Origin of the sequence: Micromonospora sp. NPDC047670 (assembly GCF_043204915.1) — a bacterium.
Taxonomy (GTDB): domain Bacteria; phylum Actinomycetota; class Actinomycetes; order Mycobacteriales; family Micromonosporaceae; genus Micromonospora.
Window position 1 is genome coordinate 97,798 of the sequence record NZ_JBIDDA010000016.1, and the last position, 25,639, is coordinate 123,436.

At 72.7% G+C, this 25,639-nt stretch carries 28 protein-coding genes and 1 pseudogene; 15 read left to right on the forward strand and 14 right to left on the reverse strand.

From position 1 onward, the window contains the following. Window positions 1-1,158 precede the first annotated feature (1,158 nt). Window positions 1,159-1,605: a hypothetical protein gene (locus tag ACGF7U_RS27580; protein ID WP_393111493.1), complete on the reverse strand. Its 447-nt coding sequence runs from the start codon at window positions 1,603-1,605 to the stop codon at window positions 1,159-1,161. A gap of 319 nt (window positions 1,606-1,924) precedes the next feature. On the opposite strand from ACGF7U_RS27580, the gene ACGF7U_RS27585 reads away from it, so the two are divergent. Continuing rightward, window positions 1,925-2,164 carry a hypothetical protein gene (locus ACGF7U_RS27585; RefSeq protein WP_393111495.1) on the forward strand — a complete coding sequence of 80 codons (240 nt, stop codon included), beginning with the start codon at window positions 1,925-1,927 and terminating at the stop codon, window positions 2,162-2,164. Between the two features lie 176 nt (window positions 2,165-2,340). After that, window positions 2,341-2,859 carry an SRPBCC family protein gene (locus tag ACGF7U_RS27590; protein WP_393111497.1) on the forward strand — a complete coding sequence of 173 codons (519 nt, stop codon included), beginning with the start codon at window positions 2,341-2,343 and terminating at the stop codon, window positions 2,857-2,859. Window positions 2,860-3,087: 228 nt separating this feature from the next. Here the strand turns inward: ACGF7U_RS27590 and ACGF7U_RS27595 are convergent, their stop codons facing one another. Both ACGF7U_RS27595 and ACGF7U_RS27600 read right to left on the reverse strand, forming a co-directional pair. Continuing rightward, on the reverse strand, window positions 3,088-3,237 hold the full coding sequence (locus ACGF7U_RS27595; RefSeq protein WP_393111499.1) for a hypothetical protein: 150 nt from the start codon (window positions 3,235-3,237) through the stop codon (window positions 3,088-3,090). A 235-nt stretch (window positions 3,238-3,472) separates the two neighbouring features. Continuing rightward, on the reverse strand, window positions 3,473-3,697 hold the full coding sequence (locus tag ACGF7U_RS27600; RefSeq protein ID WP_091269831.1) for a winged helix-turn-helix domain-containing protein: 225 nt from the start codon (window positions 3,695-3,697) through the stop codon (window positions 3,473-3,475). 217 nt (window positions 3,698-3,914) lie between these two features. On the opposite strand from ACGF7U_RS27600, the gene ACGF7U_RS27605 reads away from it, so the two are divergent. The 4 genes and pseudogenes from ACGF7U_RS27605 to ACGF7U_RS27620 form a co-directional block, all read left to right on the forward strand. Further along, window positions 3,915-4,184, forward strand: a complete 270-nt coding sequence (locus ACGF7U_RS27605; protein WP_393111501.1) for a hypothetical protein — start codon at window positions 3,915-3,917, stop codon at window positions 4,182-4,184. Then, complete coding sequence (locus ACGF7U_RS27610) at window positions 4,181-4,399, forward strand: flavin reductase (protein WP_393111503.1); 219 nt, start codon at window positions 4,181-4,183, stop codon at window positions 4,397-4,399. Before ACGF7U_RS27605 ends, ACGF7U_RS27610 begins: the two co-directional genes overlap by 4 nt. Next, a complete protein-coding gene (locus tag ACGF7U_RS27615; RefSeq protein ID WP_393111505.1) occupies window positions 4,396-4,569 on the forward strand; it encodes a hypothetical protein in 174 nt (57 codons plus the stop codon). The genes ACGF7U_RS27610 and ACGF7U_RS27615 overlap by 4 nt, the downstream gene beginning before the upstream one ends. Window positions 4,570-5,095: 526 nt before the next feature. Beyond that, window positions 5,096-5,428 (forward strand): annotated as a pseudogene (locus ACGF7U_RS27620) (permease-like cell division protein FtsX); the annotation flags it as partial. Here the strand turns inward: ACGF7U_RS27620 and ACGF7U_RS27625 are convergent. Then, on the reverse strand, window positions 5,367-6,002 hold the full coding sequence (locus ACGF7U_RS27625) for a VOC family protein (protein ID WP_393111507.1): 636 nt from the start codon (window positions 6,000-6,002) through the stop codon (window positions 5,367-5,369). The pseudogene ACGF7U_RS27620 and the gene ACGF7U_RS27625 sit on opposite strands and share 62 nt — an antisense overlap. On the opposite strand from ACGF7U_RS27625, the gene ACGF7U_RS27630 reads away from it, so the two are divergent. Next, window positions 5,899-6,171: a hypothetical protein gene (locus ACGF7U_RS27630; RefSeq protein ID WP_393111570.1), complete on the forward strand. Its 273-nt coding sequence runs from the start codon at window positions 5,899-5,901 to the stop codon at window positions 6,169-6,171. The two genes, ACGF7U_RS27625 and ACGF7U_RS27630, sit on opposite strands and share 104 nt — an antisense overlap. 103 nt (window positions 6,172-6,274) lie before the next feature. On the opposite strand, the gene ACGF7U_RS27635 is transcribed toward ACGF7U_RS27630, so the two are convergent. Next, window positions 6,275-6,748 carry a hypothetical protein gene (locus ACGF7U_RS27635; protein ID WP_393111509.1) on the reverse strand — a complete coding sequence of 158 codons (474 nt, stop codon included), beginning with the start codon at window positions 6,746-6,748 and terminating at the stop codon, window positions 6,275-6,277. 188 nt (window positions 6,749-6,936) lie between these two features. Here ACGF7U_RS27635 and ACGF7U_RS27640 point away from each other — a divergent pair, with 188 nt between their 5' ends. Further along, window positions 6,937-8,220 carry an MFS transporter gene (locus ACGF7U_RS27640; RefSeq protein ID WP_393111512.1) on the forward strand — a complete coding sequence of 428 codons (1,284 nt, stop codon included), beginning with the start codon at window positions 6,937-6,939 and terminating at the stop codon, window positions 8,218-8,220. A gap of 67 nt (window positions 8,221-8,287) precedes the next feature. Here ACGF7U_RS27640 and ACGF7U_RS27645 read toward each other — a convergent pair whose 3' ends face one another. Beyond that, on the reverse strand, window positions 8,288-10,000 hold the full coding sequence (locus ACGF7U_RS27645) for a bifunctional metallophosphatase/5'-nucleotidase (protein ID WP_393111514.1): 1,713 nt from the start codon (window positions 9,998-10,000) through the stop codon (window positions 8,288-8,290). A 404-nt stretch (window positions 10,001-10,404) separates the two neighbouring features. Between ACGF7U_RS27645 and ACGF7U_RS27650 the strand changes: the two genes are divergently transcribed. Continuing rightward, window positions 10,405-11,034, forward strand: a complete 630-nt coding sequence (locus tag ACGF7U_RS27650) for a hypothetical protein (RefSeq protein WP_393111516.1) — start codon at window positions 10,405-10,407, stop codon at window positions 11,032-11,034. A gap of 36 nt (window positions 11,035-11,070) precedes the next feature. Here ACGF7U_RS27650 and ACGF7U_RS27655 read toward each other — a convergent pair whose 3' ends face one another. After that, window positions 11,071-11,526 (reverse strand): lamin tail domain-containing protein, encoded by a 456-nt coding sequence (locus tag ACGF7U_RS27655; RefSeq protein WP_393111518.1) that lies wholly within the window; start codon window positions 11,524-11,526, stop codon window positions 11,071-11,073. A 306-nt stretch (window positions 11,527-11,832) separates the two neighbouring features. Next, window positions 11,833-12,615: a phosphodiesterase gene (locus tag ACGF7U_RS27660; RefSeq protein ID WP_393111520.1), complete on the reverse strand. Its 783-nt coding sequence runs from the start codon at window positions 12,613-12,615 to the stop codon at window positions 11,833-11,835. Between the two features lie 216 nt (window positions 12,616-12,831). Between ACGF7U_RS27660 and ACGF7U_RS27665 the strand changes: the two genes are divergently transcribed. Further along, window positions 12,832-14,259 (forward strand): diguanylate cyclase, encoded by a 1,428-nt coding sequence (locus ACGF7U_RS27665; protein WP_393111522.1) that lies wholly within the window; start codon window positions 12,832-12,834, stop codon window positions 14,257-14,259. A gap of 12 nt (window positions 14,260-14,271) precedes the next feature. On the opposite strand, the gene ACGF7U_RS27670 is transcribed toward ACGF7U_RS27665, so the two are convergent. Together ACGF7U_RS27670 and ACGF7U_RS27675 are read right to left on the reverse strand one after the other, a co-directional pair. Next, window positions 14,272-15,333, reverse strand: coding sequence for an aspartate-semialdehyde dehydrogenase (locus tag ACGF7U_RS27670; protein ID WP_393111524.1), 1,062 nt, complete (start codon window positions 15,331-15,333; stop codon window positions 14,272-14,274). Window positions 15,334-15,338: 5 nt separating this feature from the next. Beyond that, entirely contained in the window at window positions 15,339-16,604 is a 1,266-nt protein-coding gene (locus ACGF7U_RS27675; protein ID WP_393111526.1) for an aspartate kinase, read from the reverse strand. A 223-nt stretch (window positions 16,605-16,827) separates the two neighbouring features. Between ACGF7U_RS27675 and ACGF7U_RS27680 the strand changes: the two genes are divergently transcribed. From ACGF7U_RS27680 to leuA, 3 genes are all read left to right on the forward strand, one after another. Next, window positions 16,828-17,679, forward strand: a complete 852-nt coding sequence (locus ACGF7U_RS27680) for a hypothetical protein (RefSeq protein ID WP_393111528.1) — start codon at window positions 16,828-16,830, stop codon at window positions 17,677-17,679. Window positions 17,680-17,763: 84 nt separating this feature from the next. Beyond that, a complete protein-coding gene (locus ACGF7U_RS27685) occupies window positions 17,764-18,291 on the forward strand; it encodes a nitroreductase family protein (RefSeq protein WP_393111530.1) in 528 nt (175 codons plus the stop codon). A gap of 295 nt (window positions 18,292-18,586) precedes the next feature. After that, a complete protein-coding gene (gene leuA / locus ACGF7U_RS27690) occupies window positions 18,587-20,338 on the forward strand; it encodes a 2-isopropylmalate synthase (protein ID WP_393111532.1) in 1,752 nt (583 codons plus the stop codon). Window positions 20,339-20,434: 96 nt separating this feature from the next. Here the strand turns inward: leuA and ACGF7U_RS27695 are convergent, their stop codons facing one another. Further along, window positions 20,435-20,647, reverse strand: coding sequence for a DUF1737 domain-containing protein (locus ACGF7U_RS27695; protein WP_393111534.1), 213 nt, complete (start codon window positions 20,645-20,647; stop codon window positions 20,435-20,437). Next, on the reverse strand, window positions 20,644-22,122 hold the full coding sequence (locus ACGF7U_RS27700) for an MFS transporter (RefSeq protein WP_393111536.1): 1,479 nt from the start codon (window positions 22,120-22,122) through the stop codon (window positions 20,644-20,646). The genes ACGF7U_RS27695 and ACGF7U_RS27700 overlap by 4 nt, the downstream gene beginning before the upstream one ends. Before the next feature lie 108 nt (window positions 22,123-22,230). Between ACGF7U_RS27700 and ACGF7U_RS27705 the strand changes: the two genes are divergently transcribed. Both ACGF7U_RS27705 and ACGF7U_RS27710 read left to right on the forward strand, forming a co-directional pair. Then, window positions 22,231-22,890, forward strand: coding sequence for an HNH endonuclease family protein (locus ACGF7U_RS27705; RefSeq protein ID WP_393111538.1), 660 nt, complete (start codon window positions 22,231-22,233; stop codon window positions 22,888-22,890). Further along, window positions 22,872-23,327 (forward strand): hypothetical protein, encoded by a 456-nt coding sequence (locus ACGF7U_RS27710; RefSeq protein WP_393111540.1) that lies wholly within the window; start codon window positions 22,872-22,874, stop codon window positions 23,325-23,327. The genes ACGF7U_RS27705 and ACGF7U_RS27710 overlap by 19 nt, the downstream gene beginning before the upstream one ends. 47 nt (window positions 23,328-23,374) lie before the next feature. Here the strand turns inward: ACGF7U_RS27710 and ACGF7U_RS27715 are convergent, their stop codons facing one another. Together ACGF7U_RS27715 and ACGF7U_RS27720 are read right to left on the reverse strand one after the other, a co-directional pair. Further along, complete coding sequence (locus ACGF7U_RS27715) at window positions 23,375-24,478, reverse strand: ABC transporter ATP-binding protein (RefSeq protein ID WP_393111542.1); 1,104 nt, start codon at window positions 24,476-24,478, stop codon at window positions 23,375-23,377. Continuing rightward, complete coding sequence (locus ACGF7U_RS27720; RefSeq protein WP_393111544.1) at window positions 24,475-25,614, reverse strand: ABC transporter ATP-binding protein; 1,140 nt, start codon at window positions 25,612-25,614, stop codon at window positions 24,475-24,477. Before ACGF7U_RS27720 ends, ACGF7U_RS27715 begins: the two co-directional genes overlap by 4 nt. Window positions 25,615-25,639 lie beyond the last annotated feature (25 nt).

The window sequence follows — 25,639 nt, forward strand, 5'->3', positions numbered from 1 at the left end:
GCGACGAACTGCCACCGGACGCCGGAGCGGGTATCCGTCGATGGTGTTCGTGGTGTCTCCTGGCACCGCCTGCGAGGGCGGCTCACGCCGGAGGGCGGGCACAGAGCATCGGCCTCGGACCGCCGGTGAGCTGGGTCCTTCCGGTTGCTGGACCTTGGGTGATGCCGGGACGGGTGGGGTGCCTGGTCGTCGGCTTCCGGTGGGTTGCCGCAGGCGATCCCCACCCGTCGAGGTGCGCGAATCCGAGGGCCATCGTGGACGGCGGGAAATGCCGCGCTGGGCCGTTCAGCGGATTCCGGGCCGGCGCAGCGGCCGGTGCGATCGAGAGCCGGCGGGACTTGGCCCGCATCAGCGGCAGGAAGGCCGCTCGGCAACTCCGAAGTCAAGTTCAGCGATCCGGCGGAAAGGCCGGGCTGGCGTGCTCGACGAGGGCCAGAGTAGCACCGGGTACCCATACGTCAACCCGCCGTGACTCCGCAGCATCGAAGCAGGAACGGCCGACTGCCGGCCGTCGTGGGAGGACTTTCTGTACGTCTATCAAGGCGGCCCTTGACGGGCCGCACGCGCCGCCGCCTGGGCGCGCGCCGGCCGCTGCCGCTGTCGCTCTGCGGCCGTCACGCCTGATGCTCGGCGGCTGGCGCGGAGAGCGGGGAGCCCGGGGGCCGCCGCAGACGGGTAGCTCAGCAGGTGGTGGAGGTTCGTCGCCGGCAGCCGGCCGCGCCGCGCCCGAGCAGCGCGGCGCAGGACAGCGCCCGCCCGGTCCGCGCGACAAGCCCCAAGCATGGGGCGGTGCCCGCGTGAGGCGTGCTGGTCGTCCAGGAGCCGGCTCCGCAGCCGCTCACGGTCAGATCAACTGCTCACCTGGGAGGGGGTGGGTGCCCGCCGGTGGCCAGCTCCGACCCCGGGAGCCGGGTCCGTGCCGGTCGAGGTCGGGTCAACTGCGCCACTGTGGCGGTGTCCGCCGGGGGCGCGGTCCGCGACACGAAAGCCGACTCCGGCAGTTCTGGCAGCGTCCGAACGAGCCGTCAAGGTCCGCTTGACGTGGCGGGCGGCGGTGGCCCGCTCCACGGGGTGCGGGTCGATGGCAGGCAGTGAGGATGGCGCTAGCTAGTCGTAGGTTCGAAACCTGCCCGCCCACCACGTACGACCAGCATGGCTTCAGTCAGCCAACCAGACGTGCAGTTGCGTGCCGTACGGCGTCAGGGCGAGCGCCGTCAGCGCGAGCCATAGCCCGGTGCCGATGGCGAGCCAGCGGAATGCTTTCCGGTCGCCGACCCACCGGGTGCGCGGCAGTTCGACCGCCCCGAGCAGCAGGGCCACGAACGCGACCGGGTAGACGAATATCGCCACCACCCGGCCGATCTCGAACAACCAGAGCAGCGGGTTCCACGGCGAGTCCGGACCAACCGGCGGAAGCGAGTCCTTCGGGTCGCCCAACCGTTCCAGCCCAGGATCCAGCACAGCCGAAAGATTGCCGGTGGGCAGCGCGGCCGCGAGCAGCACACCGAAGCTGCCGATCAGGAGCAGGGCCAGAAGCAGCACCTGTGCCGACAACACCAGGCGGCCGCCGAAGGAAGCGGCTGGGACGTGATCCGTTCGGCTCATCGACGCAACGTACCCGTCTTCGCATTCACTTCGAAAGGCCCCTCTGATACACGTGGCGAACGAAATGAGAGGTCCGCTGTGGCGCAGCTGCGCGACGTGCCCGGACGGAGGCGGTTGCCGACCGTGGCCGCCAGTTGTGAGTGACGAACTGGGTGACTACGGGCGCAAACAGCGCTGGACGTCGACGGACATCCGGGGACCGTCCCGCACCCTTGGAGCCCGCATCATGCCAGGTCGACAGGTTGCGGGGGTTCTTCGGGACGAAGCGGTCGAGGCTGAGGGGGTGAGGTGGGCATCGCTGTCGTGGCAGCATGCGGCGGTGACCTTCGATGATGACCGGTACTTGGATGCCTTCGTCGACTACAGCAGGGGGCATCATTTCGTTCGGCTTGACGTCGAAGTACCAGCGGAGACTCTGACGGAAAGCTTGGCCGGTCCCGATGACGACGTGCCGCACGGCTCGTTGTGGTTGTCGGCGGACCGGGCGGAGGCGCTGGCTAGGTCGTTGCTCAGTTGCGCGGCGGAGGTAAGGGAGCAGAGCCGCAAGCGCGACGCGTGAGTGACTAACCGGGTGACGATCGGGTTGGACGCGGACGGACGAGCATGGACACTGGAGGACCCATCCGGCAGCTCAGCGCTTGTAAAACAGCAGGTCACCGATCCTTGTTGGTTGCCTGGGGGTCAAGCGCTCATCCTGCTGCCCTCGCGACGTGACCAGGGGCCTACGGTGGCACTGTGCCGCGCATCGAGCTGACTACGGACGTTCAGGCAGTCCCGGAAACCGTCTTCGACGCCTGCCTCGATGTTGATATGCATACCGAGTCCATGGGGACTAGCGCCGAACGGGCGGTCGGCGGCCTAACGACCGGCCGGTTGAAGGCCGGCGATGCCGTCACGTGGCAAGCCAGGCACTTCGGCCTACCCTGGCGGATGACCGTTCGGATCACTGACTACCGGCGGCCGCACGGCTTCACGGACGAGCAGATCAGTGGCCCATTCGGCCGATGGCGCCACGAGCACAGCTTTACGCCGGATCCGGCTAACTCCTCGACAACCCTCATGCGCGATGTCATCGACTTCACTGCGCCGATGGGACCCGTTGGTGGCCTCGTGGCCAGCCTCATCCTGCGGCCGTACCTACAACGCCTCATCGCACGCCGCAACGCCTATCTTGCTGCCACCCTGGCAGAGCCCAGGCATGGGGAGGGGGCACAAGATCCGGAACATGCGCGGAATGATCAAGGCCGCCGCTGATGGAGCATCGGGCGTATGTCCTGGTAGGGGGCCGGCGCTCCGGGCGAACGCAACTGCCTTCCTAAACCGTGTGTCGGTCCAGCTGGTCCTCGCGCACCCGGAACCGCCTCTGCCCACCCTCTGCTTCGACCCCGTCCGGCTGGGTGGAGATGACTAGGGCGCGGTCGTCGTCATGTCCGACGATGCCGCAGCGCACGTGAACTGGTGCTGGCAGACGAGTGTCGGCGCTTAACTGACCGCCGGTGAAAAGGGGACCTTGTCGACGAAGAACCACGACCTGCCGTCCGCGTCGACCAGGCGGACGCGCACCCAGCCCGGGAAATCCTGGCTGACCCATGCGACCACCTCGCAGCGGAGAAAGCGTTCTTCGTGAGCCACGGGCCGATCTTGCCCGCTTGCTCGTGCGATGCCAACCGACGATGGGGACATCAGTCAGCGGGATCGGCCGGGTCGCCGGCGGGATGGCTATACAGCAACCACGCAGGATGGCAGCACACTGACTAGCACTGGCATGGACGAAGCTCCGAGCGTGCAGCCATTCCCGGACGTGTGCGAACGCGATGCACAGAGCTTGTAAGCGAGGCGTCCGCGCCTCAGAGAGAGCGACCCCGGCTTACCGGGGAAGCGGGTTGGCGACGTAGACGCCCTTGCCCTGCCGGCCGTCGATCAGTCCCTCTGCTTTGAGCAGGAGCATGGCGGCGCGGATGACGGTGTTGCTGACCTTGTAGTGCTCGCAGAGGGCGGCGAACGAGGGCAGCTTGTCGCCCGGCTTCAACTGGCCGGAGCTGACCTGCTCGCGGATATCTCGGGCGACCTGTAGGTAGGCAGCTTCAGACATAGGTGGTGCTCCCAGCTTGGCGGCTGGTGCAAGCAGACCACATCGCAAGCTCGACTTACAACGCTATGTGTCGCAGCTGTTGACCCTGCGCACATTGCGTCCTAAGTTGCTCGTGGGGCTACCCAGCTTGGCGGCGGGTCGTCCTGCCGTGGGTGCCCTGTCTCCGGAGACGGCTGACCGGGTGCCTACGGGATCGTCAGCGTCGGCGGGAGGCGTGATGACCAGACCGAACGATGCAACTGTTCCGACCGCAGGTGCCGTGCGGGATACCGGCCACCACCAGAGGCAGGACAACAGCCGGCGGCGCGTTTCCTACGACGAGTACGTCCTGGCGGCGGCGCTGACCCTCGCCCGCCGGCACCGACCCGTCTGGTCATGGCAGCACTGGCGGCGCATCTGCCGCTGCGGCAACGACCTGCCCTGCCGAAGCCGTCATCCCATCCCGATCAACCGCGGCCACTGGCCGAGCCGGGACGCGCCGCGATGACGAAACACCTTCCGGTCACACCGGCCTGGATCTGCGGCGGCTGCGGTGCTGACTGGCCCTGTCAGACCCGGCGGCGGGAGCTGCGAGCGGAGTACGACCGCGCCCCGGTGTCGCTGGCCCTCTACCTGGCCGCGCAGCTCGTCGACGCCGCCCAGGACCTAGCCCACGTCCCCGCCGGCCACCTGCACCACCGATTCCTCGGCTGGACCCGATGAGCATCCTGCGGCCCGGCGACGAGAAGTTCCACTACAGCGACGGCTCCCACAAGTGGATCCCGCCCGACCCGGACTACGACCAGGAGGTCTGGGACGAGCAGGTACGCCAGCACAAGGAAGGCCACCTGAGAAACGAGCAGGCCAAGGTCCGCGTCCAGCGCCTCATCTGACGCCAGCAGTACAGCAGCGAAGTACAGCAACCGTGCCAGCCGAACCAGGCCGAGCTGAGCCTCAGCAGAGCCCGTGACCTCGGGAGCAGCTCGACCAGACCACGATGCAGCCAGTTCGGGACGAAGAGGTCGTCGGTTCGAATCCGGCCACCCCGACCAGAGGTAACAGCAGGTCAAGGCCCCTCCACGGAGGGGCCTCGATTCGTTTCCGGCGAGCACCACCGTCCGGGGGCAGCGGAGGACGCGAGCGGCCGGGCCGCACCCTGGCTCAGTGTGGGCCGCCTGGTCGCAGCCGCGCCGTCAGGGACATCGTGGGGCGGCCATCACTGCTTTACTGTCCACCGTGTCGGAGCCGTTCCCCCAACCACCCCTGGACGAGTCGTCACCCGTCGACGCCACGCCGGTCGACGCCACGCCGGACGGGGCCACGCCGGGCGGGGCCGCGCCGGTCGACGCCGCGCCGGTCGGGGTCGCGCCGCCCACCCGGCCCCGACGCGGTCTGCTCCTGCTCGTCGCCATGGTCGCCATGCTCGTCGGGGCGGTCGCCGCGACCACGGTCGTCCTCGTCGTCGCGCGGAGCAACCAGCACCAGTACGCCGTCAACGTCTTCCTGAGCAGCGAGGCCACCCCCGAGCAGAAGGCGGTTATCGAGTCGGCGCTGCACGGCCTGGACCCGGTGGAGGGCGTCAGGTTCGAGGGCCGCGAGCAGGCGTGGCAGCACTTCCAGGAGATGTTCAAGGACAGGCCGGACATGATCGCGCAGGTCTCGGCCGATGCGATGCCCGAGTCGTTCCGGCTCACGACGGAGGGCAGGGAGTTCGACTGCACGCGGCTGACGCCGATCCGCCGGTTGCCGGGTGTGGAGGAGATCCAGGTGATCCAGCGGCCGACGGGAGAGAAGGCCGGCGCGGTCGTCGGCTGCGGCTGAGCTGCGCCGCCCGCCCGTGTTCGCCCGGCACGACGGCGCGCCGGACGGCGGCGTCCGGGGCGACGGCCTCCGGGGCGAGCGTCCCGAGGCCCCAACGTGCGCGGCGACGGCGCGCGCCGAGACCGGGATCTGCCGGACGCGCGGGGACATCCGGTCGCCCGCCACCGCCGGCGCACAGTTCAGGGGCACACCGCTCGGCGGACATGCCCCCTGAACCTTGGTGCGGCGGCCACCGCCCGGTCACCAGCAGGGTGGCCGGGGAGGCGGCGACGTGCTGGTGCGGGGCGTGTCCACGGCGCGGCGCGCGCCGCGGGTGCCGCCGGGTGTCCGGCGGCACCCGAGGGTCAGCCGGCGGCCGGGGGACCCACTCGACGAACTGGATCACCACACCGTTGGGGTCGGTGACCTGGAACAGCCGCTCGCCCCACGGTTCCTCACGCAACGGCATGGTGATGGCGACTCCCTCACCCGCCAACCGGCCGAGCACCCCGGCCAGGTCGGACACGGTGAAGGCCAGGATCAGCCCGGACGCCCGCTGGTCGCGCCGGCCCTCGGGGAGACGGCGCACGCTCGACGGCGACGACCTGGACGACGTCGCGGCCGCGCTCACCGAAGCGGGCACCCGCACGTTCGACCTGCTCGAACCGGCGCTCGGCGACTACGCCGTGCGCTGAGACCCGGACCGGGCCTGCCCGCCGTCCTTCGTCGCGGACGGCGGGCAGGCCCGAACGGCACCGGCTCAGCGGCGGCCACGTCGGTCGGTGGCGGCCGGCCCGCTCAGTCGTGGCGTTCGGTGCGTTCGATCTCGGCGAACGCGGCGGCCAGGTAGCCGTCGAGCGGCCGGCCGGTCGTGGCGAGCAGGTCGGCCACGAGCAGCGGCGCGTGCCGTGCCACGGCCGGCGGGTCGGGCGGCGACTCGTGGCCGTCCGGGTCGTAGACGCCGAGGGCGCCCGCCAGCAGGACGAGCACCACGTGCGGGTCGGCGTCGGGCCGCCATCCCGCCGCGCCCCGGACGCAGCGTTCGAGCACCTGCCGGACGTCGTCGCCGTCCAGGCCGTCCGGGTGGCCCTCCTCCAGCAGCAACCGGACCACCGCGCCGAGAACCAGACCGGACCGCTCGGCAGCCGCGAGCCGGGCCACCGCCACGTCGTACGCCTCGGGGTCGCGCCCGCGTGCGGCCGCGACGGCGTCGACGGCGGCCGTGGCGATCTCGCGGGCCGGTGCGGGCAGGTGTCGCCAGGTCGTGGTCATCCCGAACAGCATCGCAGACGGGCCCGACAGCGAGCCCGGTCCCGGTGCCGCCGACGGCCACGGTCGGGGGCGACACCGCCGACGGCACGGCCGTCCGGTGTGGCCTTGATCACCGCGCGCCCTCCGGGCGCGCGGGCGGGGCCGTAAACGGCTCGCGGGTCGTCGTACCCGGCGCACAGAATCGCCGAATGCTCAGTCGTGCCCTGCCCCGCCGTCCGGAAGCCCGACGGATCCTCGTCGGCACCCTGCTGTCGGCGGTCGGGCGCGGCCTCACCCTGCCGTTCCTGTTCATCTACCTGACCGACGTCCGTGGCCTCACCGACGCGCGCGCCGGCCTGGTGATCGGCTGGTACGGCGCGGTCACCCTGGCGCTGTCGCCGCTCGGCGGCACGCTCATCGACCGGTTCGGCGCGCGCCGGGTCGTCGTGCCGTGCCTGGTGATCGAGGCGGTCGGCACCGGCTCGCTGGCGCTGGTCGACTCGACCGCCTCGGCGTTCGGGGTGATGACGCTGGTGGCGATGGGCAGTTCGGCCATCTGGTCCGGGCAGAACACCATCCTCGCCTCGCTGACCGACAACGACGAGCGGCAGCGGGTCTTCGGGCTGAACTTCGCCCTGCTCAACCTCGGCATCGGCATCGGCGGCCTGACGTCCGGCGCGATCGTCGACACCACCCGCCTGGTCACCTTCCAGGCGATCTACGTGCTCGACGCGATCACCTACCTGATGCCCGCGCTGATCCTGCTGAGCCTGCCGCGGGTGGGTCACCGGCTCGCGGCCGGCCCGGCCGGGGACCGACCGTCCGCCGGGGGCTACCTCACCGTGCTGAAGGACCGGCCGTTCCGGCGGCTGGTCGTCTTCGGCCTGATCCTGACCACCTGCGGCTACGCGCAGATCGAGGTGGGCTTCACCGCGTACGCCGTGCGGGTGGTGGAGGTGACGCCGCGCGTGGTGGCCTGGGCGCTGGCCGGCAACACGGTGATGATCGTGCTCGCCCAACTGCTGGTCATCCGCCGGATGGAGGGGCGCAGCCGGACGGGCGGGCTGGCCGTGGTGGGCGCGGTCTTCGCGACCGCCTGGCTGGTGCTCGGCGCCGCCGGCGTGGTCGGTACGGGCAACGCGCTGCTCGCCGCCCTCGGCGTGGTGGCCTGCTCGGCGATCTTCGGCTTCGGCGAGACGCTGCTGTCGCCGGTGATGCCCGCGCTGACCAACGCGCTCGCCACGGACGAGCTGCGCGGCCGCTACAACGCGATGAGTTCGATGATCTTCGGCGTCAGCGGGGTGATCGGCCCGGTCACGGCGGGTCCCCTGATCGGAGCGGCCGACGGCCGGATCTGGGTCGCGGCGGTGGTCGGCGGCTGCCTGGTGGCCTCGCTGGTCGCGCTCTCCCTGCGCCCCCTGCTGACGGCGGTCCAGGACGGTCGCGTGCCGGCCGCCCCGCTGGCCGCCGAGCCGGCACCCGCGCACGCCTGATCCCCACCGCAACGGCGACGGGCCCCGGAGCGGATGCTCCGGGGCCCGTCGGCTGCGCACCGCTGCCTCAGGCGGCGGGGACCTCCGCGGTGGTGCGGATGCGGTCCAGGGCCGGCGCCGAGACCGGGGACTTCGCGGTCAGGTACGCCACGAACGCGTCCAGGTCGATCATGCCGGTGACCAGGTTGGCGCCTCCGGTGAGGACGGTGAAGCCGTCGCCGCCGCTGGAGAGGAAGCTGTTCACCGTGACCCGGTACGTCTTGCCGGCGTCGACCGCCACGCCACCGAAGCTGAGGCTGCCCCGGACCACCCGGCTGCCCGCGCACGGGTCCGCCACGGTGCCGGTGGTGCCGGCCGGGTCGACGACGTACCGGACGGTCGACGACGGGTAGAGCGTCCGGCCCGTGACGAACTGCTGCTCCAGCAAGCAGTAGAGCTGCGCGCCGGTGAGGTCGAGCGTCACGAGGTTGTTGCCGAACGGCTGCACGTCGAACGCCTCCTCGTAGGTGACCGGGCCGGCGTCGAGTTCATCGCGTACGCCACCGGGGTTCATGAAGGCGGCGACCGCGCCCTGCTCGTCGTCGGTGGCGGCGAGCTGCGCGTCGGCGATCAGGTTACCCATCGGGGACTCGCCCAGGGTCTTGTCGAAGAGGACCTCCTGGGTCTTCTTGATCTCCGTGGTCGTCTGCCCGACCTCGCGGCCGGCCACCGGGCCGAGCACGGCCTTGTAGCGGTTGATCAGGTCGGTCTGCGCCCGGTCCGGGTCGACGTTCCGGGTGACCACCACGTTCTCGGCCTTGGCGGTGATGACGTCACCGGTGCGCCGGTCGATGGATAGGTCGATGTCGGTGACCAGGCGGCCGAACGAGCTGGCGCTGGTGACCAGCTTGCCGCTGATGTCGCAGTTGTACGCCTGGTGGGTGTGGCCGCTGACGACGACGTCGATCGACGGGTCCATCCGGTTGGCGATGTCCACGATCGGGCCGGAGATGCCCTTGCAGTCGTTGATGCCGCCGGTGGCGTCCTGGGTGCCACCCTCGTGCAGCAGCACGACGATCGTCTCGACGCCCTTGCGGCGCAGCTCGCGGGCGTACCGGTTGGCGGTCTCCGCCTCGTCGGAGAAGGTCAGGCCGGCGACGCCCTGCGGGCTGACGATCTGCGGGGTGCCCTCCAGGGTCATGCCGATGAAGCCGACCTTGACGCCCTGCACCCTGTGGATGGCGTACGGGGCGAGCAGCGGCTGCCCGGTGGCGGTCCTGAACGCGTTCGCCGAGAGGTACTGGAAGCCGGCGCCCTCGTACGGGGTGCCGTCGGCGCAGCCGTCGACCGGGTGGCAGCCGCCGTTCTGGATGCGCAGCAGCTCGTCGGCGCCCTCGTCGAACTCGTGGTTGCCCACGCTGGCGTAGTCGAGGCCGGCCAGCGACAGCGCCTCGATGGTCGGCTCGTCGTGGAACGCGGCGGAGAGCAGCGGGGACGCGCCGATCAGGTCGCCGGCCGCCACGGTGATGGTGTTCTGCTCCTTGGCGGCGCGCTTGCGCAGCTCGGCGAGCTGGGTGGCGAGGTATTCGGCGCCGCCGGCGGGCTGCCCGGCGATGGTGCCGTTGGTGGTGCCGGTCGGCGGTTCGAGGTTGCCGTGGAAGTCGTTGAGGGCGAGCAGCTTGACGGCGACCGGCTTCGGGCCGGCGTCCGCCTGGTCGGGGGTGGTCGTGACCGCGCCGAACGCGGTCACGGCGAGCGCGGTCAGGCCGATGGCGGCCCGACGCATCCCGGGGATGGACATGGAACTCCTCGTGAGAAGCCGGCGCGGGGTGCCCGGGCGATGGTTCACACCGGTCGGGGCCGCGCCGTCGGCAGGGTTCGGTCGCGGTGCCGCGGCGGGGGACCGCGGCCGCGTCGGAGACAGCCTCTCATCGCGGAGGGCCACCGGTCGACCGGGGCGGGCACGCAGACCTGCGGTTACGGCCGCGACCCGGGGAGGTCCGGACGGGCGTTTCCGACATGCCCGGCAGGGGACGACCGATCGTCGCGGTTGTCGGTGTGCTGGTCCAGAAAGGACCGGACGGACGGCGTACGGCGGAGAGGATGATCGGACGACCGCCGGCTCCCGGCGGTGGAGGCGGTGCGGTCGGCTGCCGTTGACGGCCGCTGATACACCGGAGGGGGTGACGCGCCGAGGGAGGCAGGGTGTCCGAGGAGCAGAACGACCGGGCCCTGGCGGCGGCCCTGGCCGACGCGGCGGCGATCCGGGCGACGATCGAACGGAAGGCCAACCACAACCAGGCCCTGGTCGGGGTGAACCTGACCGCGATCGCGGCGGTCGCCGGCTTCGTCCTCTCGGAGAAGGCGGACCTCCGGATGTTCCTGCTCCTGCCGGTGCTCAGCACCGCGCTGGGGCTGAGCGTCGTCTCCCAGTACCGGGACATCCGCATCGCCGGCCGGTACATCGAGCAGGTGCTGCGTCCCGCCATCGCCCGGTACACCGGCGAGCCCGACCTCTTCGGCTGGGAGGTCTTCTACTGGCGACGCAAGCACGACGGGCACGTGGCGCAGGCGCTCGCCATGGGGGTGATCTTCCCGGGGACGTCCACCCTCGCCCTGGCGATCACCCTTCCCGGCATCCGCACGACCGGCGACAGGCTGGCCTGGGCCCTGGGCGCGGCGATGCTCCTGCTCCTGCTCGCCGCGTGGTCCACCCGTCTGCACGGGATGGTGCGCGCCCGGACGGCCCGGTTCCGCCGCGCCTCGTCGCGCCCGCCGGCCGACGCCCGGTCCGTCTCCGACGACGACGGGCCGAGGGCGTCGGCACCGGTCTGACCACCGGCCCCGGGCGCCCGGGGCCGGTGCCCCACGTCAGCAGTTCGTGTAGCTGCCGCTGCTCCCCCACGAGCACGAGTCGATCAGGGTCCCGGCGGAGTTGCGCAGGTACGCCGCGTCCCCGGTGTTGTTCCAGATGTACGCGCCCGAGCCCCAGTAGCGGTGGGTCGACGTGTTCGTGCCCTTGCCGGTGTGGATGTAGACGCTGGCCCCGGAGGCCAGGCGGAAGTCGCCGGAGAACCTGTAGACGTGGCTGGCCTTGTCGCGCAGCGTCCAGTACTTCAGGTTGATCGCGCTCGACCGCCGGTTGGTCAGCCTGACGTACTCGGCGTTCAGGCTCGAGTTCGAGCGGTTGTCGGTGCCCGGCGAGTTGTAGTACACCTTGGTGATCTGGATGGCCGGGGTGGCGGCCTGGGCCGGGCCGGCGAGGGTCAGCGACCCGCCCATCGTGGCGGCGAGCGCCAGCGCGAACCCGATCAGCCTCTTCCTCATGTGATTCCCCCACACTGACGGCCGGTCGCAGCCGGCGGATGAGCCGCGCGTGAACCGCGACGGCCGGCCGAGGCTATCGATGTCCGGGGTCAACTGTGGACGGTGAAACGGTTGCCGCAGCAGATAAGCCCGCCCGGTCGACCGGTTCCCAACCGGTGCGGCGACGCCCGCCGCCCGACCGCCCGCCGGGCTGACCGGGCGGCGTGGTGAGGACGGCCGAGTGTGCCGACCATCCCGGCCGTCCGGCCGCGGGCCGGACCGGTCAGCGGCCGGAGCCCGTCGCGGCGTCCGTTGCCGCGGCGCCCGTCAGAATCCGCAGGTCTTGCCGGCGGCGTGGCTGACCTGCACCAGGTGCGTGACGCAGCCGTCCCCGACGATCCGGTGCAGGAGGAAGCCGGTCGGTTCGGCGACCCAGCCGATCTGCTCGTCCGCGCTCATGGTGAGCGAACTCTGCCGCCAGGTGCTCGGCGCGGTGGTGAGCACCGTGCCGGCGAAGGTCACCGTGACCGGGCGGTGCACGTGCCCGGCGACCACCCGGGCGACGTGCGGGTGCCGGGCGACCACCTCGGCCAGCGCGTCCCCGTCGGTCAGCCGGAGGTCGTCGGCGGCGGGTATGCCGACCGGGACCGGCGGGTGGTGCAGGCAGACCACGGCCGGCACCTCCGGCCGACCCGCCAGCACCCCGTCCAGCCAGGCGAGTTGGTCCTCGCCGAGGCAGCCGGCGCCGTCCCCGGCCGGCAACAGCGAATCCAGCACCACGACCGTCGCCTCCGGGTGGTCGACGTGGTAATAAGCCGAGAAGCCGCCGCCGAGCCAGGGTGTGCCGCCGAAGGCGTCGAGCAGCGACTCCCGGTCGTCGTGGTTGCCCGCGACCAGGTGCACCGGCAGCGGGAACCGCCCGATGATCTCGCGCAGCGCGGCGTACTCGTCGGGGCGGCCGTGGTCGGCCAGGTCGCCGGTGACGACCACGCAGTCCGGCCGGGGGTTCAGCGCCAGCACCCGGCCGAGGGCGCGGTGCAGGCCGACGGCCGGTTCGGCGGCGAGCACGCCGGTGGTCACGTGCGGATCACTGAGCTGGGCGATGAGCATCCGTGCCTCCACTCGACCGGGACCTTCACGCTATCGTCGCGAGCCCCGCCGCGCGGCCCGCCGAACCCACAGGCCGTGTCCACAGCCTGTGGATAGCACATGTGTACGAAGCCTGTGGACGATCTTGCTCGCGGGCGACGCGACGCCGCGCTGAGTACCCTTGGTGCGGGCCGGCACGCCGGCCGACACCCCTCCCTACCTGGAACGACGTGCCCAGTGGATCACGAGCGAGTCATCCGTGACGTCACGGTCCGCCTACCCATGGCCTCGACCGCGGTCGAGGCGTGCCAGTGGACCGTCACCGCGCTCGCCCGGCACGCGCCGGCCACCATCTCCGTCCTGCTCCAGGTGCACGACCGGCTCCGCTGCGTCGCGGCGACCGGGTCCTGGCAGGTCTTCTCGACCGTGCCGCCGAAGACCGGGATCGTCGGGCGGGTGTACGCCTCCGGCGAGACCGCCGTCGTGCCCGACGTCGCCGACGACCCCGACTACATCCCGGTACGCCCCGACGTCACCGCCGAGGTCTGCGTACCGGTGCTGGATCCGGCGGGCCGGCCGATCGGGGTGCTGGACCTCCAGTGGCGCGCCCCGACCGACCTGGCCCCGTGGCGGGACACCGCCGAGCGGGTGGCGGCCCGGCTCGGCGCCCGGATCGTGGCGCTCGGCGGGCCGCCGGCGGAGAGCCGCAGCGAGAAACTGCTCCGGCACGCCACCGCGCTGACCGCCGCGTCGACGGAGTGGGACCTGTTCGCCGCCGCGATCGCCGCGGCCCGGGACGTTTCCACCCTCTCCGCCGCCGTGCTGGTGCTCGCCGGCCCGGAGGGGCCCCGGCTGGGCGCGCCGACGGCCGCCCCCGGCGAGTTCGAGTCGCGGATCCGGGCGGAGCTGACCGAGGCGGGCCCGGCCGCGCTGGGCCGGATGATCAGCCGCGCCCACCGCCACGGCGTGGGGTACACGCTCGGCGAGGCGGGGCATCCGCCGGTCCCCGACCACCGGCCGCTGACCCGGGCCGGGGTGCGCACCCTGGTCGCGGTGCCCGTCGGCCCGCCCGACGACGACGGCGGCGGGGTGCTGCTGGTCGCCGACGAGCGGCTGTCGCGCCCCGACCCGACCACCGTCAACCTGTTGGAGTTGCTGGCCGGCCAGGCGTGGAGCTGCCTGGACCGGCTGCGTACCGTCGCCCGCCTGCGCGAGCAGGCCAACTCGGACCCGCTGACCGGGCTGCGGCACACCGGGCCGTTCGGCCGGCGGATCGCCGAGGCCACCCCCGGTCGTACGGCCCTGCTGGCGATCGACGTGGACGGCTTCAAGAGCGTCAACGACACGTACGGCCACCAGGCCGGCGACCAGGTGCTGGTCCGGTTGGCCCGGGCCCTGGAGGCGGCGCTGCGGCACGGCGACGAGCTCTACCGGGTCGGCGGCGACGAGTTCGTGGCGGTGATCGAGGTGAACCGGCCCGACGAGGCGGTCCGGATCGCTGAGCGCCTCACCGAGGCGGCGCGGCGGATCGGGCGCACGATCAGCGTGGGGGTGGCCCTCCCCCGCGCCGGCGAGTCCCCCGAACTCACCCTCCGCCGCGCCGACCAGGCGCTCTACGCGGTGAAGCGGCACGGCCGCGACGGCGTCCGCCTGGCCGCCGCCTGAACCCCAGCCCGGTCAGCGGGCGGTCAGCTCCTTGGCCAGCAGCTCGGCGATCTGGGCGGTGTTGAGGGCGGCGCCCTTGCGGAGGTTGTCGCCGGTGACGAAGAAGTCCAGGGCGCGCGGGTCGTCGACGGCGCGGCGGAGCCGGCCCACCCAGGACGGGTCGGTGCCGACCGCGTCGATCGGCATCGGGAACTCGCCGGCGGCCGGGTCGTCGACCAGGATCACCCCGGGGGCGTTGCGCAGCACCTCGCGGGCGCCCTCGGCGTCCACCTCGGTGGCGAAGACCGCGTGCACCGCGACGGAGTGGCCGGTCACCACCGGCACCCGTACGCAGGTGGCGGAGACCTTGAGGTCGGGCAGCCCGAGGATCTTGCGCGACTCGTTGCGCAGCTTCATCTCCTCGGACGACCAGCCCGCCTCGGCCAGCGAGCCGGCCCAGGGCACCACGTTGAGCGCCAGCGGCGCCGGGAACGGGCCCAGCTCGTCGCCGACGGCCTGGCGGACGTCACCCGGACGGGAGCCGAGCGCCCGGTCACCGGAGATCTTGGTGAGCTGGGTGTGCAGCGTGTCCACCCCGGCCTGGCCGGCGCCGGAGACCGCCTGGTAGGACGCGAGCACCAGCTCACGCAGCCCGTACTCGCGGTGCAGCGGGGCGACCGCGACGATCATCGCGAGGGTGGTGCAGTTGGCGTTGGCGATGATCCCCTTCGGCCGGTTGCGGACCTGTTCGGGGTTGATCTCGGGCACCACCAGCGGAACGTCGCGGTCCATGCGGAAGGCGCCGGAGTTGTCGACTGCGACGGCGCCCCGGCCGACCGCGACCGGCGCCCACTGCGCGGAGACCTCGTCCGGCACGTCGAACATCGCCACGTCGACGCCGTCGAACGCCTCCGGGGTGAGCGCCTGGACGGTCAGCTCCTCGCCCCGGCAGCGCACCCGCCGCCCGGCCGAACGCTCGGAGGCGAGCAGGCGGATCTCTCCCCAGACGTTCTTGCGCCCGGTGAGCAGCTCGCACATGACGGTGCCGACGGCACCGGTCGCTCCGACCACGGCCAGGGTGGGCAGCGACGACATGGGCGCTACCGTCCCGTCCCCGCGTAGACGACGGCCTCGGTGTCGCCGCCGAGGTCGAAGGCCTCGTGGATGGCGCGCACGGCGGCGTCCAGGTCGGTGTCGCGGCAGACCACGGAGACCCGGATCTCCGACGTGGAGATCATCTCGATGTTCACCCCGGCCGCGCCGAGGGCGGCGAAGAACCCGGCGGCGACGCCGGGGTGCGAACGCATGCCCGCCCCGATCAGCGACACCTTGCCGACGTGGTCGTCGTAGAGCAGGCCCTTGAACTTGACCGACTCCTGGATCTTGCTGAGCGCGGCCATGGCCGTCGGGCCGTCGGTCTTGGGCAGGGTGAAGGAGATGTCCGTGCGCCCCGTGCCCTCGGTGGAGACGTTCTGCACGATCATGTCGATGTTGATCTCGGCGCCGGCCACGGTGTCGAAGATCTTCGCGGCGGCGCCCGGCTCGTCGGGCACCCCCACAATCGTGATCTTGGCTTCGCTGCGGTCGTGGGCGACCCCGGTGATCAGTGCTTGCTCCACAGGAAGGTCCTCCATCGATCCGGTGACCATCGTGCCGGTGTTGGTCGAGTATGACGAACGGACGTGGATCGGCAAGCCCGCCCGGCGGGCGTACTCCACGCTGCGCAGGTGCAGGACCTTGGCGCCGCAGGCGGCCAGCTCCAGCATCTCCTCGTAGGTGATCTGCTTGATGTGCCGGGCGTTGGGGACGATCCGCGGATCGGCGCTGAAGACGCCGTCGACGTCGGTGTAGATCTCGCAGACGTCGGCGTGCAGGGCGGCGGCCAGCGCCACGGCGGTGGTGTCCGACCCGCCCCGGCCCAGTGTCGTGACGTCCTTGGTGTCCTGCGAGACGCCCTGGAAGCCGGCCACGATGACCACCGCGCCCTCGTCGAGCGCGCCCTTGAGCCGGCCCGGGGTGACGTCGATGATCCGCGCCCGGCCGTGCACCGACGTGGTGATCACGCCGGCCTGCGAACCGGTGAACGAGCGGGCCTCGTACCCCAGGTTGTGGATGGCCATGGCGAGCAGCGCCATGGAGATCCGCTCCCCGGCCGTGAGCAGCATGTCCAGCTCGCGGCCCGGCGGCAGCGGGCTGACCTGGTTGGCCAGGTCGAGCAGCTCGTCGGTGGTGTCCCCCATGGCGGAGACCACCACCACGACGTCGTCGCCGGCCTTGCGCGCGGCGACGATCCGCTCGGCCACGCGCTTGATCCGCTCGGCGTTGGCGACGGAGGACCCGCCGTACTTCTGCACCACGAGTGCCACGACGGTGCACTCCCTCCCAGCGACGACCCTGAGCGTGCCGACGCCGCCGGTCGGAGCCGGCGGCGCGTGTCGGACCCGTCCAGGGTATCGGTCGGCCGGCACCGCCGGGTCAGGTGATCCCACGATCCGGCCCGGCGCGGGGCGGAGGCGTGGCCCGCGACACGCCGGACGGACGGACCGGAGGGGTCCCCCGCGCGTCGCTCCCGGGCCGCAGAATGGCCCGGTGCACGCCCACCTGAGTCCGGCCGGCCCTCGCGGCCGGGATCGTCGGCACACCGTCGGCGGCGAGGCCGTCCGCACGCCCGCGCGGCCGGCCCGGCGCCTCGCCGGCCCGCTCGCGCTCGTCCTGCCGGCGCTCCTCGTCGCCTGCGCCGCCGACCAGCCGGCCGCGCCGCCACCCGCCACACCGACGCCCGGCCCGGCCGGGATGGACGCGGCCCGCGACGAGCTGGCCGCGCTCGCCGCGGCGGCCCAGGACCGGCACCTGGTCGCCGGCTACACGCTGCGCGCCCCGGACGCCCCGGACCGCACGATCGTGGTGACCAGCGCGAATGACGGCACCTGGCGGGTCGACATCCCGGGCGGCGCGCTCGGCGGCACCGCGGACGTCTCGTTCGCCGCGACCGCCGACGGGCTCTACCAGTGCGCCCTGCCGTCGGCCATCCGACCCGAGCCGCCGAGCTGCGTACGCCTCGGCGACCCCGACGAGGCCGTGCCCCGCCGGCTCGATCCCCGGGTCCAGCATCCCTTCACCGACTGGCTGGACGTGCTGACCGACCGCCGGGCCCCGCTCGCCGTGTCGCCGGCCCAGCCCCCGCCCGGCGCGTCCGGCGCCTGCTACTCGGTCGAGACGACCTCGGCCTCGATCAACGCCCCGCTGGACGTGGGCATCTACTGCTACGACCGCGACGGCACGCCCACCGCCGTGCGGATCGCGGCCGGCACGCTGACCCTGGCCGGGCCGCCCGCGCCGGCCCCGGCCACCGTGCAGCTCGCCGGTCCGGTGGTGGACCGGGAACCGCTCGGCACGGCGGCGCCGGAGCCGAGCGACAGCCCGAGCGCGGGAACGCCCTGACCGCCAGGACGTTACGGGTGCGATTCGCCACATTCGGACATCCCGCCCCTAAGGGCTCAATCGCCCGTACGGGACACTCGTCGCATGGCCGACCTCACCCCGCTGCTCGCGTTCCGCTGGAGCCCCCGGTCCTTCGACCCGATGGCCGAGCTGGCCCCCGACCACGCGTCGGCGCTGCTCGAGGCGGCCCGCTGGGCGCCCTCGGCCGGCAACGCCCAACCGTGGCGGTTCGCCCTGGGGCGCCGCGACGACGAGACGTTCAAGCGGATCCTGGTGAATCTGCCGGCGCGGGACCAGCGGTGGGCGCAGCGCGCCTCGGCGCTGCTGCTGGGCGCCCACCTCACGGGGACCGCCGGGAACCTCTACGACCTGGGTCAGGCCGTCGCCCACCTCACCGTGCAGGCCACGGCGCTCGGCCTGCACGTGCGCCAACTGGTCGACCTCGACCGCGCCGGCCTGGTCGCGGACCTCGACCTGCCGGCCGGCGTACGCCCGCACGTGGTGGTGGCCGTCGGGCAGCTCGGCGACCCGCTCAGCCTCCCCGCCGACCTGCTCGGGCCGGAGACCGGCCTGCGCCGCCGGCGGCCCGTGGCCGAACTCCTGCTGACCTGACGGCCGCCCCCGGTCGTCCCACACCGCCCCGGCGGGCGGTGACACGGGTCCCATAGTCCGGACCGGCCTTCCCACGACCCTTCCCACCACGTAGGGTGACCCTGTCATGTGGCAGGCGCACCTCCTCCTTGGTCGCCGCGACGAGGCCTGAAGGCCGGCACCTCGTCGCGGAGTCGAACCGCGCCGTCCAGCACATCCGAACTTCCCATCGGCACCGCCCGGGCACCGTGGCCCCGGCACCTCGCCGACACCTTCCGATTGCTGACGCCACATGTTCCAAGGGGAGCACTCCGTCATGGCTCAACCCGTCACCGACGTCGAGACCGATCCGATCGCCCGGCAGCGTCCGAGCCGGATGCCGTACCACCGCTACCAGCCGTACCAGCAGCAGTTCCGGATCGACCTGCCGGACCGGACCTGGCCGACCCGCCACGTCGAGGCGGCGCCGCGCTGGTGCGCCGTGGACCTGCGCGACGGCAACCAGGCGCTCATCGACCCGATGTCGCCGGAGCGCAAGCGGCGGATGTTCCAGCTCCTGGTGCAGATGGGCTACAAGGAGATCGAGGTCGGCTTCCCCTCGGCCAGCCAGACCGACTACGACTTCGTCCGGCAGCTGATCGAGCAGGACCTGATCCCGGAGGACGTCACGATCCAGGTGCTCACCCAGTGCCGGGAGCACCTGATCGAGCGCACCTTCGAGTCGCTGCGCGGCGCGCGCCGGGCCATCGTGCACTTCTACAACTCGACCTCCACGCTCCAGCGCCGGGTGGTCTTCGGCCTGGACCGCGACGGCATCACGGACATCGCGACGCAGGGCGCGCGGCTCTGCCAGAAGTACGCGGAGATCCACACCCCCGACACCGACATCCACTACGAGTACTCGCCCGAGTCGTACACCGGCACGGAGCTGGACTACGCGCTGGAGGTCTGCGCCAAGGTCATCGAGGTGGTCGACCCGACCCCCGACCGCAAGCTGATCGTGAACCTGCCCGCCACCGTCGAGATGGCGATGCCGAACGTCTACGCCGACTCGATCGAGTGGATGCACCGGCACCTGCCCCGGCGGGACAGCCTGGTGCTGAGCCTGCACCCGCACAACGACCGCGGCACCGGCGTGGCCGCCGCCGAGCTGGGGCTGCTGGCCGGCGCCGACCGGGTCGAGGGCTGCCTGTTCGGCAACGGCGAGCGCACCGGCAACGTCGATCTGGTGACGCTGGGCCTGAACCTGTTCTCCCAGGGCATCGACCCGATGATCGACTTCTCGAACATCGACGAGGTGAAGCGGGCCGTCGAGTACTGCAACCAGCTGCCGGTGCACGAACGCCACCCGTACGCGGGCGACCTGGTCTACACCGCCTTCTCCGGCTCCCACCAGGACGCGATCAAGAAGGGCTTCGACGCGCTCGCCAAGGACGCCGCGGCGGCCGGGGTGCCGATCGACCAGCACGCCTGGGCAGTGCCCTACCTGCCGGTCGACCCGAAGGACCTGGGCCGCACCTACGAGGCCGTCATCCGGGTCAACTCGCAGTCCGGCAAGGGCGGCGTCGCGTACATCATGAAGAGCGAGCACCAGCTCGACCTGCCGCGCCGCCTCCAGATCGAGTTCTCCGGCGTGGTCCAGCAGGTCACCGACCACGACGGCGGCGAGGTCGACCCGGGCACCATGTGGGAGATCTTCGCCGGGCACTACCTGCTCGACCACCAGGCCGACCGGGCGCTCACCCTGGACGGCTACGCCATCGGCACCGCCGAGGGCAAGGTCGAGATCGAGGCCCGCGTCGGCCTGGGCGGCGCGCACCGCTCGCTGACCGCCGTCGGCAACGGCCCCATCGACGCGTACGTCAACGCGCTCCAGTCGGTGGGTGTGGCGGTACGGGTGCTCGACTACCACGAGCACGCGCTCTCCTCCGGCGGCGACGCGCAGGCCGCCGCGTACGTGGAGTGCGAGGTCGACGGCAGCACGGTGTGGGGCGTCGGCACCGACGCCAACATCGTCACCGCCTCGATCAAGGCCGTCACGAGCGCCGTCAACCGCGCCCGCGCCTGAGGTCCGGGAGAGGGCCCGCTGTCGACGCCTCACGGCGTGGCGGCGGGCCCTTCCCGACAGCCCCCGATCGCCGGGGCGTCGTCGGCGCTCCCGTGATCAGACGGGGGTGACGTCGGCCGGCCAGCCGTCCGCGAGCACCACCGCCTGGGCGACCACCACCCGCTGGCCGTCGAACGTCATCGCGGGCGAGCCGTGCAGCCGGTAACCGTCGGCGAGCGCCTGACTGACCCGCCGGCAGAAGTCGGCGTCGTCCGGCCCGGTGAGCAGGCGGTAGCGCAGGCGGGAGGGCGTCTCGTTCTGATCCGTCACCGGGTGACCGTACCGCCCCGGCCGGGCCGGGACGGGGGCGCCTGCCGCGACGGACGGCGGACGAGCAGGGCGGCCAGCGCCGCCCCGGCCAGCAGCAGGCCGGCGCACCAGAGCATCGCGCCCCGGTAGGCGTCGGTCAGCTCGCCCGGCTCCGCGTAGCCGGTGCCGGAGAGCCCCACCAGCAGCGGGAGCGCGGCCACCGCGAGCAGGCCGCCCGCCCGGGACGCGGCGTTGTTGAAGCCGCTCGCCACCCCGGCGAACCGGTCCTCGACCGCCGCCAGCACCGAGGCGGTCAGCGGCGCCACCACCAGGGTCAACCCGATCCCGAAGAGCCCCACCCCGGGCAGCAGGTCCCGCCAGTACGTCGCGTCCGGGCCGACGCCGCGCAGCAGCAGGAGCCCGACCGCCGCGACCACCGGCCCGACGGTCAGCGGCAACCGGGGCCCGATCCGCGCCGACAGCGCGCCGGCCCGCGCCGAGCCGACCAGCAGCAGCACGGTCGTCGGCAGCATCGCGATCCCGGTGAGCAGCGCCGACCAGCCGACCACGTTCTGCAGGTACACGGCGAGGAAGAAGGTGAAGCCGCCGAGCGCCGCGTAGACCAGCACGGTGAAGACGTTCAGCACGGCGAAGATCCGGCTGCCGAACAGCCCGGTGGGCAGCATCGCGGCGTCGCCGCGGCGCCGCTCGACGAGCACGAAGGCCGCCGCGCCGGCCACCCCGACCAGGGCCGCGACCAGCACCGGCACCGAGTCGAAGCCGCGCGCGGGCGCGTCGATCAGCGCGTACGTGACGCCGGCCAGGGCGAGCGCGCCGAGCAGCGCCCCGGCCACGTCGAACCGGCGGCGGCGACCGCCCGGCCCCTGGGTGCGGGACGCGGCCTCGTCCCGGCTCTCCGGCACCCAGCGCAGCGCGGCGAGGACCACCAGCACGGCCAGCGGCAGGTTGAGGAAGAAGATCCACCGCCAGGAGAGCGCGTCGATCAGCCAACCGCCGAGGAACGGGCCGAGCGCGGTGGAGACGCCGGACAGGCCCGACCAGGCGCCGATCGCCCGGCCCCGGTCGTCGGGGTGGAAGCTGGCCTGGAGCACCGACAGCGAGCCCGGGGTCAGCAGCGCGCCGCCGGCGCCCTGGAGGAACCGGGCCGCGATCAGCCACTCCGTGCTCTGGGCCAGGCCGCAGAGCAGTGAGGCGGCGGTGAACCAGACCACCCCGAGCAGGAAGACCCGCCGCCGCCCGAAGCGGTCGCCGAGCGCGCCCCCGAGCAGGACGAAGGCGGCGAGCATCAGCAGGTAGCCGTTGACCGTCCACTGGAGACCCGCCACGGTGGCGTCGAGTTCCGCGCCGAGTCGGGGCAGCGCCACGTTGACCACCGTGCTGTCCAGGAACACCATGCCGGAGGCGAGGACGGCCGCGAGCAGCGCGCCCCGGCCGCGGGCGGTGCCCAGGCGGAGCGCGGGCGCGGATTCGGTCATGGCGTCCAATCTGCCTCGCACCATATGAGCAACGCCACGAAACGCCGAAACCATGCCCGGGTACTGTGCGGGATCGCCGGGAGCCCCCAAGCTGGAGAGGTGTCGTCTGTGCGTACCAGATCAGGACCGCGCGTCGCGGTGACGGCCGCGCTGGCCGCGGCGCTGGCGCTCGGCGCGGCCGGCTGCGTCCCCGTCGACGAGCCGGACGCCCCGCCGAGCGGCAGCGGCGGCAACGCCGCGCAGAAGCTGGCCCAGCTCACCGTCGCCAACGCGGGGTCGATGAAGGGCTACAGCCGGGAGCGCTTCCCGCACTGGCGGGACACCGGCAAGAACTGCGACGTGCGGGACAGCGTGCTGAAACGCGACGGGGAGGACATCAAGCTCTCCGGTTGCAACGTGGTCGCGGGCCGGTGGGAGAGCGTCTACGACGACCGTGCCCTCACCGACCCGTCCGACGTGGACATCGACCACATGGTGCCGCTGGCCAACGCGTGGCGCTCCGGCGCCGACGAGTGGGACGACGCCAAGCGCGGCGACTTCGCCAACGACATGGACCGGCCGCAGCTCATCGCGGTTTCCCAGTCCTCCAACCGGGCAAAGGGTGATCAGGACCCGTCCCAGTGGAAGCCGGCGAACCGGTCGTTCTGGTGCCAGTACGCCGAGAACTGGGTGACGGTCAAGCACCACTGGCGGCTCACGGTGACCAACGCCGAGAAGGCCGCCCTGACCGACATGCTGGAGGGCTGCACATGGGCGAGCAAGCCGTGACCGGGGCCGGGGCGACCCCCGCCCCGGAGCAGACGCCGGACGCCGCCGGAGAGGACGCGGCGGCCGCCACCGGCAGCGCGCCGGCCGGGCCGACCACGGCCGGGATGACGGCGGACGGCGCGGCCGGCACGGAGACCGCGGTGCCGGGGGCGGGCATGGCCGCCGACGCCGGCGGCACGTCGACCGCCGCGCAGGAGCGTACGGCCGACATCGTGCCCGGCCCGGGCGGGGTGATGACCGACGAGGTCGGCGTGGTCACCGGCGAGCTCACCCTGCGCACCGGCTACGCCGACGGCCAGGTGACGCTGACGGTGCAGTACAGGGACGCCGACGAGTGGTACGCGGTGACCGGCGGCAGGGTCGCGCTGGCCGATCCGGCCGGGCTCGACGCGGTGCACGGCATCGCCGTCGCCCTGCTGCACCGCCCCGAGGGCTGACCGCACGGACGCGGCCCCGCCTCGCGGGACCGCGTCCGTGACGTGGGTCAGACGTACGAGCCGGGCTCGCTCGGGGCGGAGACGGTGTGCGGCTCCTCGCCCTCGCCCACCGGCCGGGTGAGCTGCACGCTGACCTTGTGCGGGCGCAGCTCGCCGCTGGCGATCGGCTCGGCGAAGTGGCAGGCGACCCGGCTTCCGCCGATCTCCCGCAGCACGGGCCGCTCGTCGGCGCAGCGGGTCGGCTGCGCCCAGGGGCAGCGGGTGTGGAACCGGCAGCCCGACGGCGGGTTGGCCGGCGAGGGCAGGTCGCCGGCGAGCAGGATGCGCTCCCGCCGGTCCTCCACGTCCGGATCCGGCACCGGCACCGCCGACATCAGCGCCCGGGTGTACGGGTGCAGCGGCTCGGTGTAGAGCCGGTCGCTCGGCGCCTCCTCGACCAGCGCGCCGAGGTACATCACGCCGACCGTGTCGGAGATGTGCCGCACCACCGCGAGGTCGTGCGCGATCACCAGGTAGGTCAGGCCGAGGCTGTCCTGGAGCTCGTCGAGCAGGTTCACCACCTGGGCCTGGATCGACACGTCGAGCGCGGAGACCGGCTCGTCGGCGACGATCAGGTCGGGCCCGAGCACGAGCGCCCGGGCGATGCCGATGCGCTGGCGCTGTCCGCCGGAGAACTCGTGCGGGTAGCGGGAGAGCGCCCAGCGGGGCAGGCCCACCGCGTCCAGCGTCTCGCCGATGATCCGCCGCCGCTCGTCGCGGTTGCCGCCGATGCCGTGGGTCTGCAACCCCTCGGTGAGGATCGACTCGACGTTCTGCCGGGGGTCCAGGCTCGACATCGGGTCCTGGAAGATCATCTGCATCCGGCGGCGCATCGACCGGAGCTTGCCCGCGGGCAGCGTCGTGAGTTCGACGCCGTCGAAGTCCACCTCGCCGCTGGTGGGCGGGGTGAGCTGGAGCAGCGCCCGGCCGAGCGTCGACTTGCCGCACCCGGACTCGCCGACCAGGCCGTACGTCTTGCCGCGCGCGATGCGCAGGTCGACCCCGTCGACCGCCTTCACGTGCCCGACCGTCCGGTCGAGGATCACCCCCCGCCGGATCGGGAAGTGCACCTTCAGGTCGCGGACCTCGACGAGGATGTCGCTCTCGGTCACGGCTTCTCCTCCTCGCGCGGGGCGGGCACCGGGCCCGCGGTCGCCTCCGCCGCCGGTGCGCCGGCGTCGACCGCCGGTGCCGTGCCGGCGAGGGCTTCGGCCGCCGGTGCGGCCTGGGCGTCGGCCGCCGGAGCCGGGGCGGCCGGCGGGGGCACGGTGCCGGACAGCGGCGCCGGGTTGACGCAGCGGTAGCTGCGCCCGTCGTGCGCGAGCACCAGCGCCGGCGGCTCCCCCACGCACTCGTCGACCCGCCGGGCGCAGCGCGGCGCGAAGGCGCAGCCGTCCGGCCAGGGCAGCAGGTCGCGGACCGAGCCGGGGATCGGGTTCAGCCGCTCGCCGCGCCCCGCGTCCAGGCGGGGCACCGAGCCGAGCAGCCCCACGGTGTACGGGTGCCGTGGCTCGCGGAACAGCGGACGACGCCGGGCCGTCTCCACCACCCGGCCGGCGTAGAGCACGTTGATGGTGTCGCACATGCCGGCCACCACGCCCAGGTCGTGCGTGATCATGACGAGCGCGGTGCCGGAGTCGCGGACCAACTCCTTGAGCAACTCCAGGATCTGCGCCTGGATGGTGACGTCCAGCGCCGTGGTCGGCTCGTCGGCGATCAGCAGCCGGGGCTTGCAGGCCACCGCCATCGCGATGAGGGCGCGCTGCCGCATGCCGCCGGAGAGCTGGTGCGGGTACTCCTTCAACCGCCGCTTCGGGTCGGGGATGCCGACCCGGTCCAGCAGCGCCGCCGCCTCCTTCTCGGCCGCCGCGCCCCGCATCCCCCGGTGCCGCGCGAGCACCTCGGTGACCTGCAATCCGATCGGGATGACCGGGTTCAGGGAGGAGAGCGGATCCTGGAAGATCATCGCGACGTCCCGGCCGCGGATGTCCCGCCGGGACCGGTCGTCGAGCTGGAGCAGGTCGGTGCCGTCGAAGACCGCCTTGCCGCCGACGCGCAGGCCCGGCTGCTTGGGCAGCAGGCCCATGATCGCCAGCGAGGTGACGCTCTTGCCACAGCCGGACTCGCCCACCAGGCCGACCACCTCACCGGCGTCGACGGAGAAGGAGACCCCGTCGACGGCGTGCACGGTGCGCTGACCGCGCCGGGCGAAGGTGACGGAGAGGTCGTCCACTTCGAGCAGTGCCATCATCGACCCTCCGTTCGCGACCGCG

Bases quoted from the DNA above. Each gene is read 5' to 3' on its own strand.
- ACGF7U_RS27580 (WP_393111493.1), bottom strand. From the start codon at position 1,605: ATGAGCCGAACGGATCACGTCCCAGCCGCTTCCTTCGGCGGCCGCCTG.
- ACGF7U_RS27600 (WP_091269831.1), bottom strand. From the start codon at position 3,697: ATGTCTGAAGCTGCCTACCTACAGGTCGCCCGAGATATCCGCGAGCAG.
- ACGF7U_RS27605 (WP_393111501.1), top strand. From the start codon at position 3,915: ATGACCAGACCGAACGATGCAACTGTTCCGACCGCAGGTGCCGTGCGG.
- ACGF7U_RS27610 (WP_393111503.1), top strand. From the start codon at position 4,181: ATGACGAAACACCTTCCGGTCACACCGGCCTGGATCTGCGGCGGCTGC.
- ACGF7U_RS27615 (WP_393111505.1), top strand. From the start codon at position 4,396: ATGAGCATCCTGCGGCCCGGCGACGAGAAGTTCCACTACAGCGACGGC.
- ACGF7U_RS27635 (WP_393111509.1), bottom strand. From the start codon at position 6,748: ATGACCACGACCTGGCGACACCTGCCCGCACCGGCCCGCGAGATCGCC.
- ACGF7U_RS27640 (WP_393111512.1), top strand. From the start codon at position 6,937: ATGCTCAGTCGTGCCCTGCCCCGCCGTCCGGAAGCCCGACGGATCCTC.
- ACGF7U_RS27645 (WP_393111514.1), bottom strand. From the start codon at position 10,000: ATGTCCATCCCCGGGATGCGTCGGGCCGCCATCGGCCTGACCGCGCTC.
- ACGF7U_RS27655 (WP_393111518.1), bottom strand. From the start codon at position 11,526: ATGAGGAAGAGGCTGATCGGGTTCGCGCTGGCGCTCGCCGCCACGATG.
- ACGF7U_RS27660 (WP_393111520.1), bottom strand. From the start codon at position 12,615: ATGCTCATCGCCCAGCTCAGTGATCCGCACGTGACCACCGGCGTGCTC.
- ACGF7U_RS27670 (WP_393111524.1), bottom strand. From the start codon at position 15,333: ATGTCGTCGCTGCCCACCCTGGCCGTGGTCGGAGCGACCGGTGCCGTC.
- ACGF7U_RS27685 (WP_393111530.1), top strand. From the start codon at position 17,764: ATGGCCGACCTCACCCCGCTGCTCGCGTTCCGCTGGAGCCCCCGGTCC.
- leuA (WP_393111532.1), top strand. From the start codon at position 18,587: ATGGCTCAACCCGTCACCGACGTCGAGACCGATCCGATCGCCCGGCAG.
- ACGF7U_RS27700 (WP_393111536.1), bottom strand. From the start codon at position 22,122: ATGACCGAATCCGCGCCCGCGCTCCGCCTGGGCACCGCCCGCGGCCGG.
- ACGF7U_RS27710 (WP_393111540.1), top strand. From the start codon at position 22,872: ATGGGCGAGCAAGCCGTGACCGGGGCCGGGGCGACCCCCGCCCCGGAG.
- ACGF7U_RS27720 (WP_393111544.1), bottom strand. From the start codon at position 25,614: ATGGCACTGCTCGAAGTGGACGACCTCTCCGTCACCTTCGCCCGGCGC.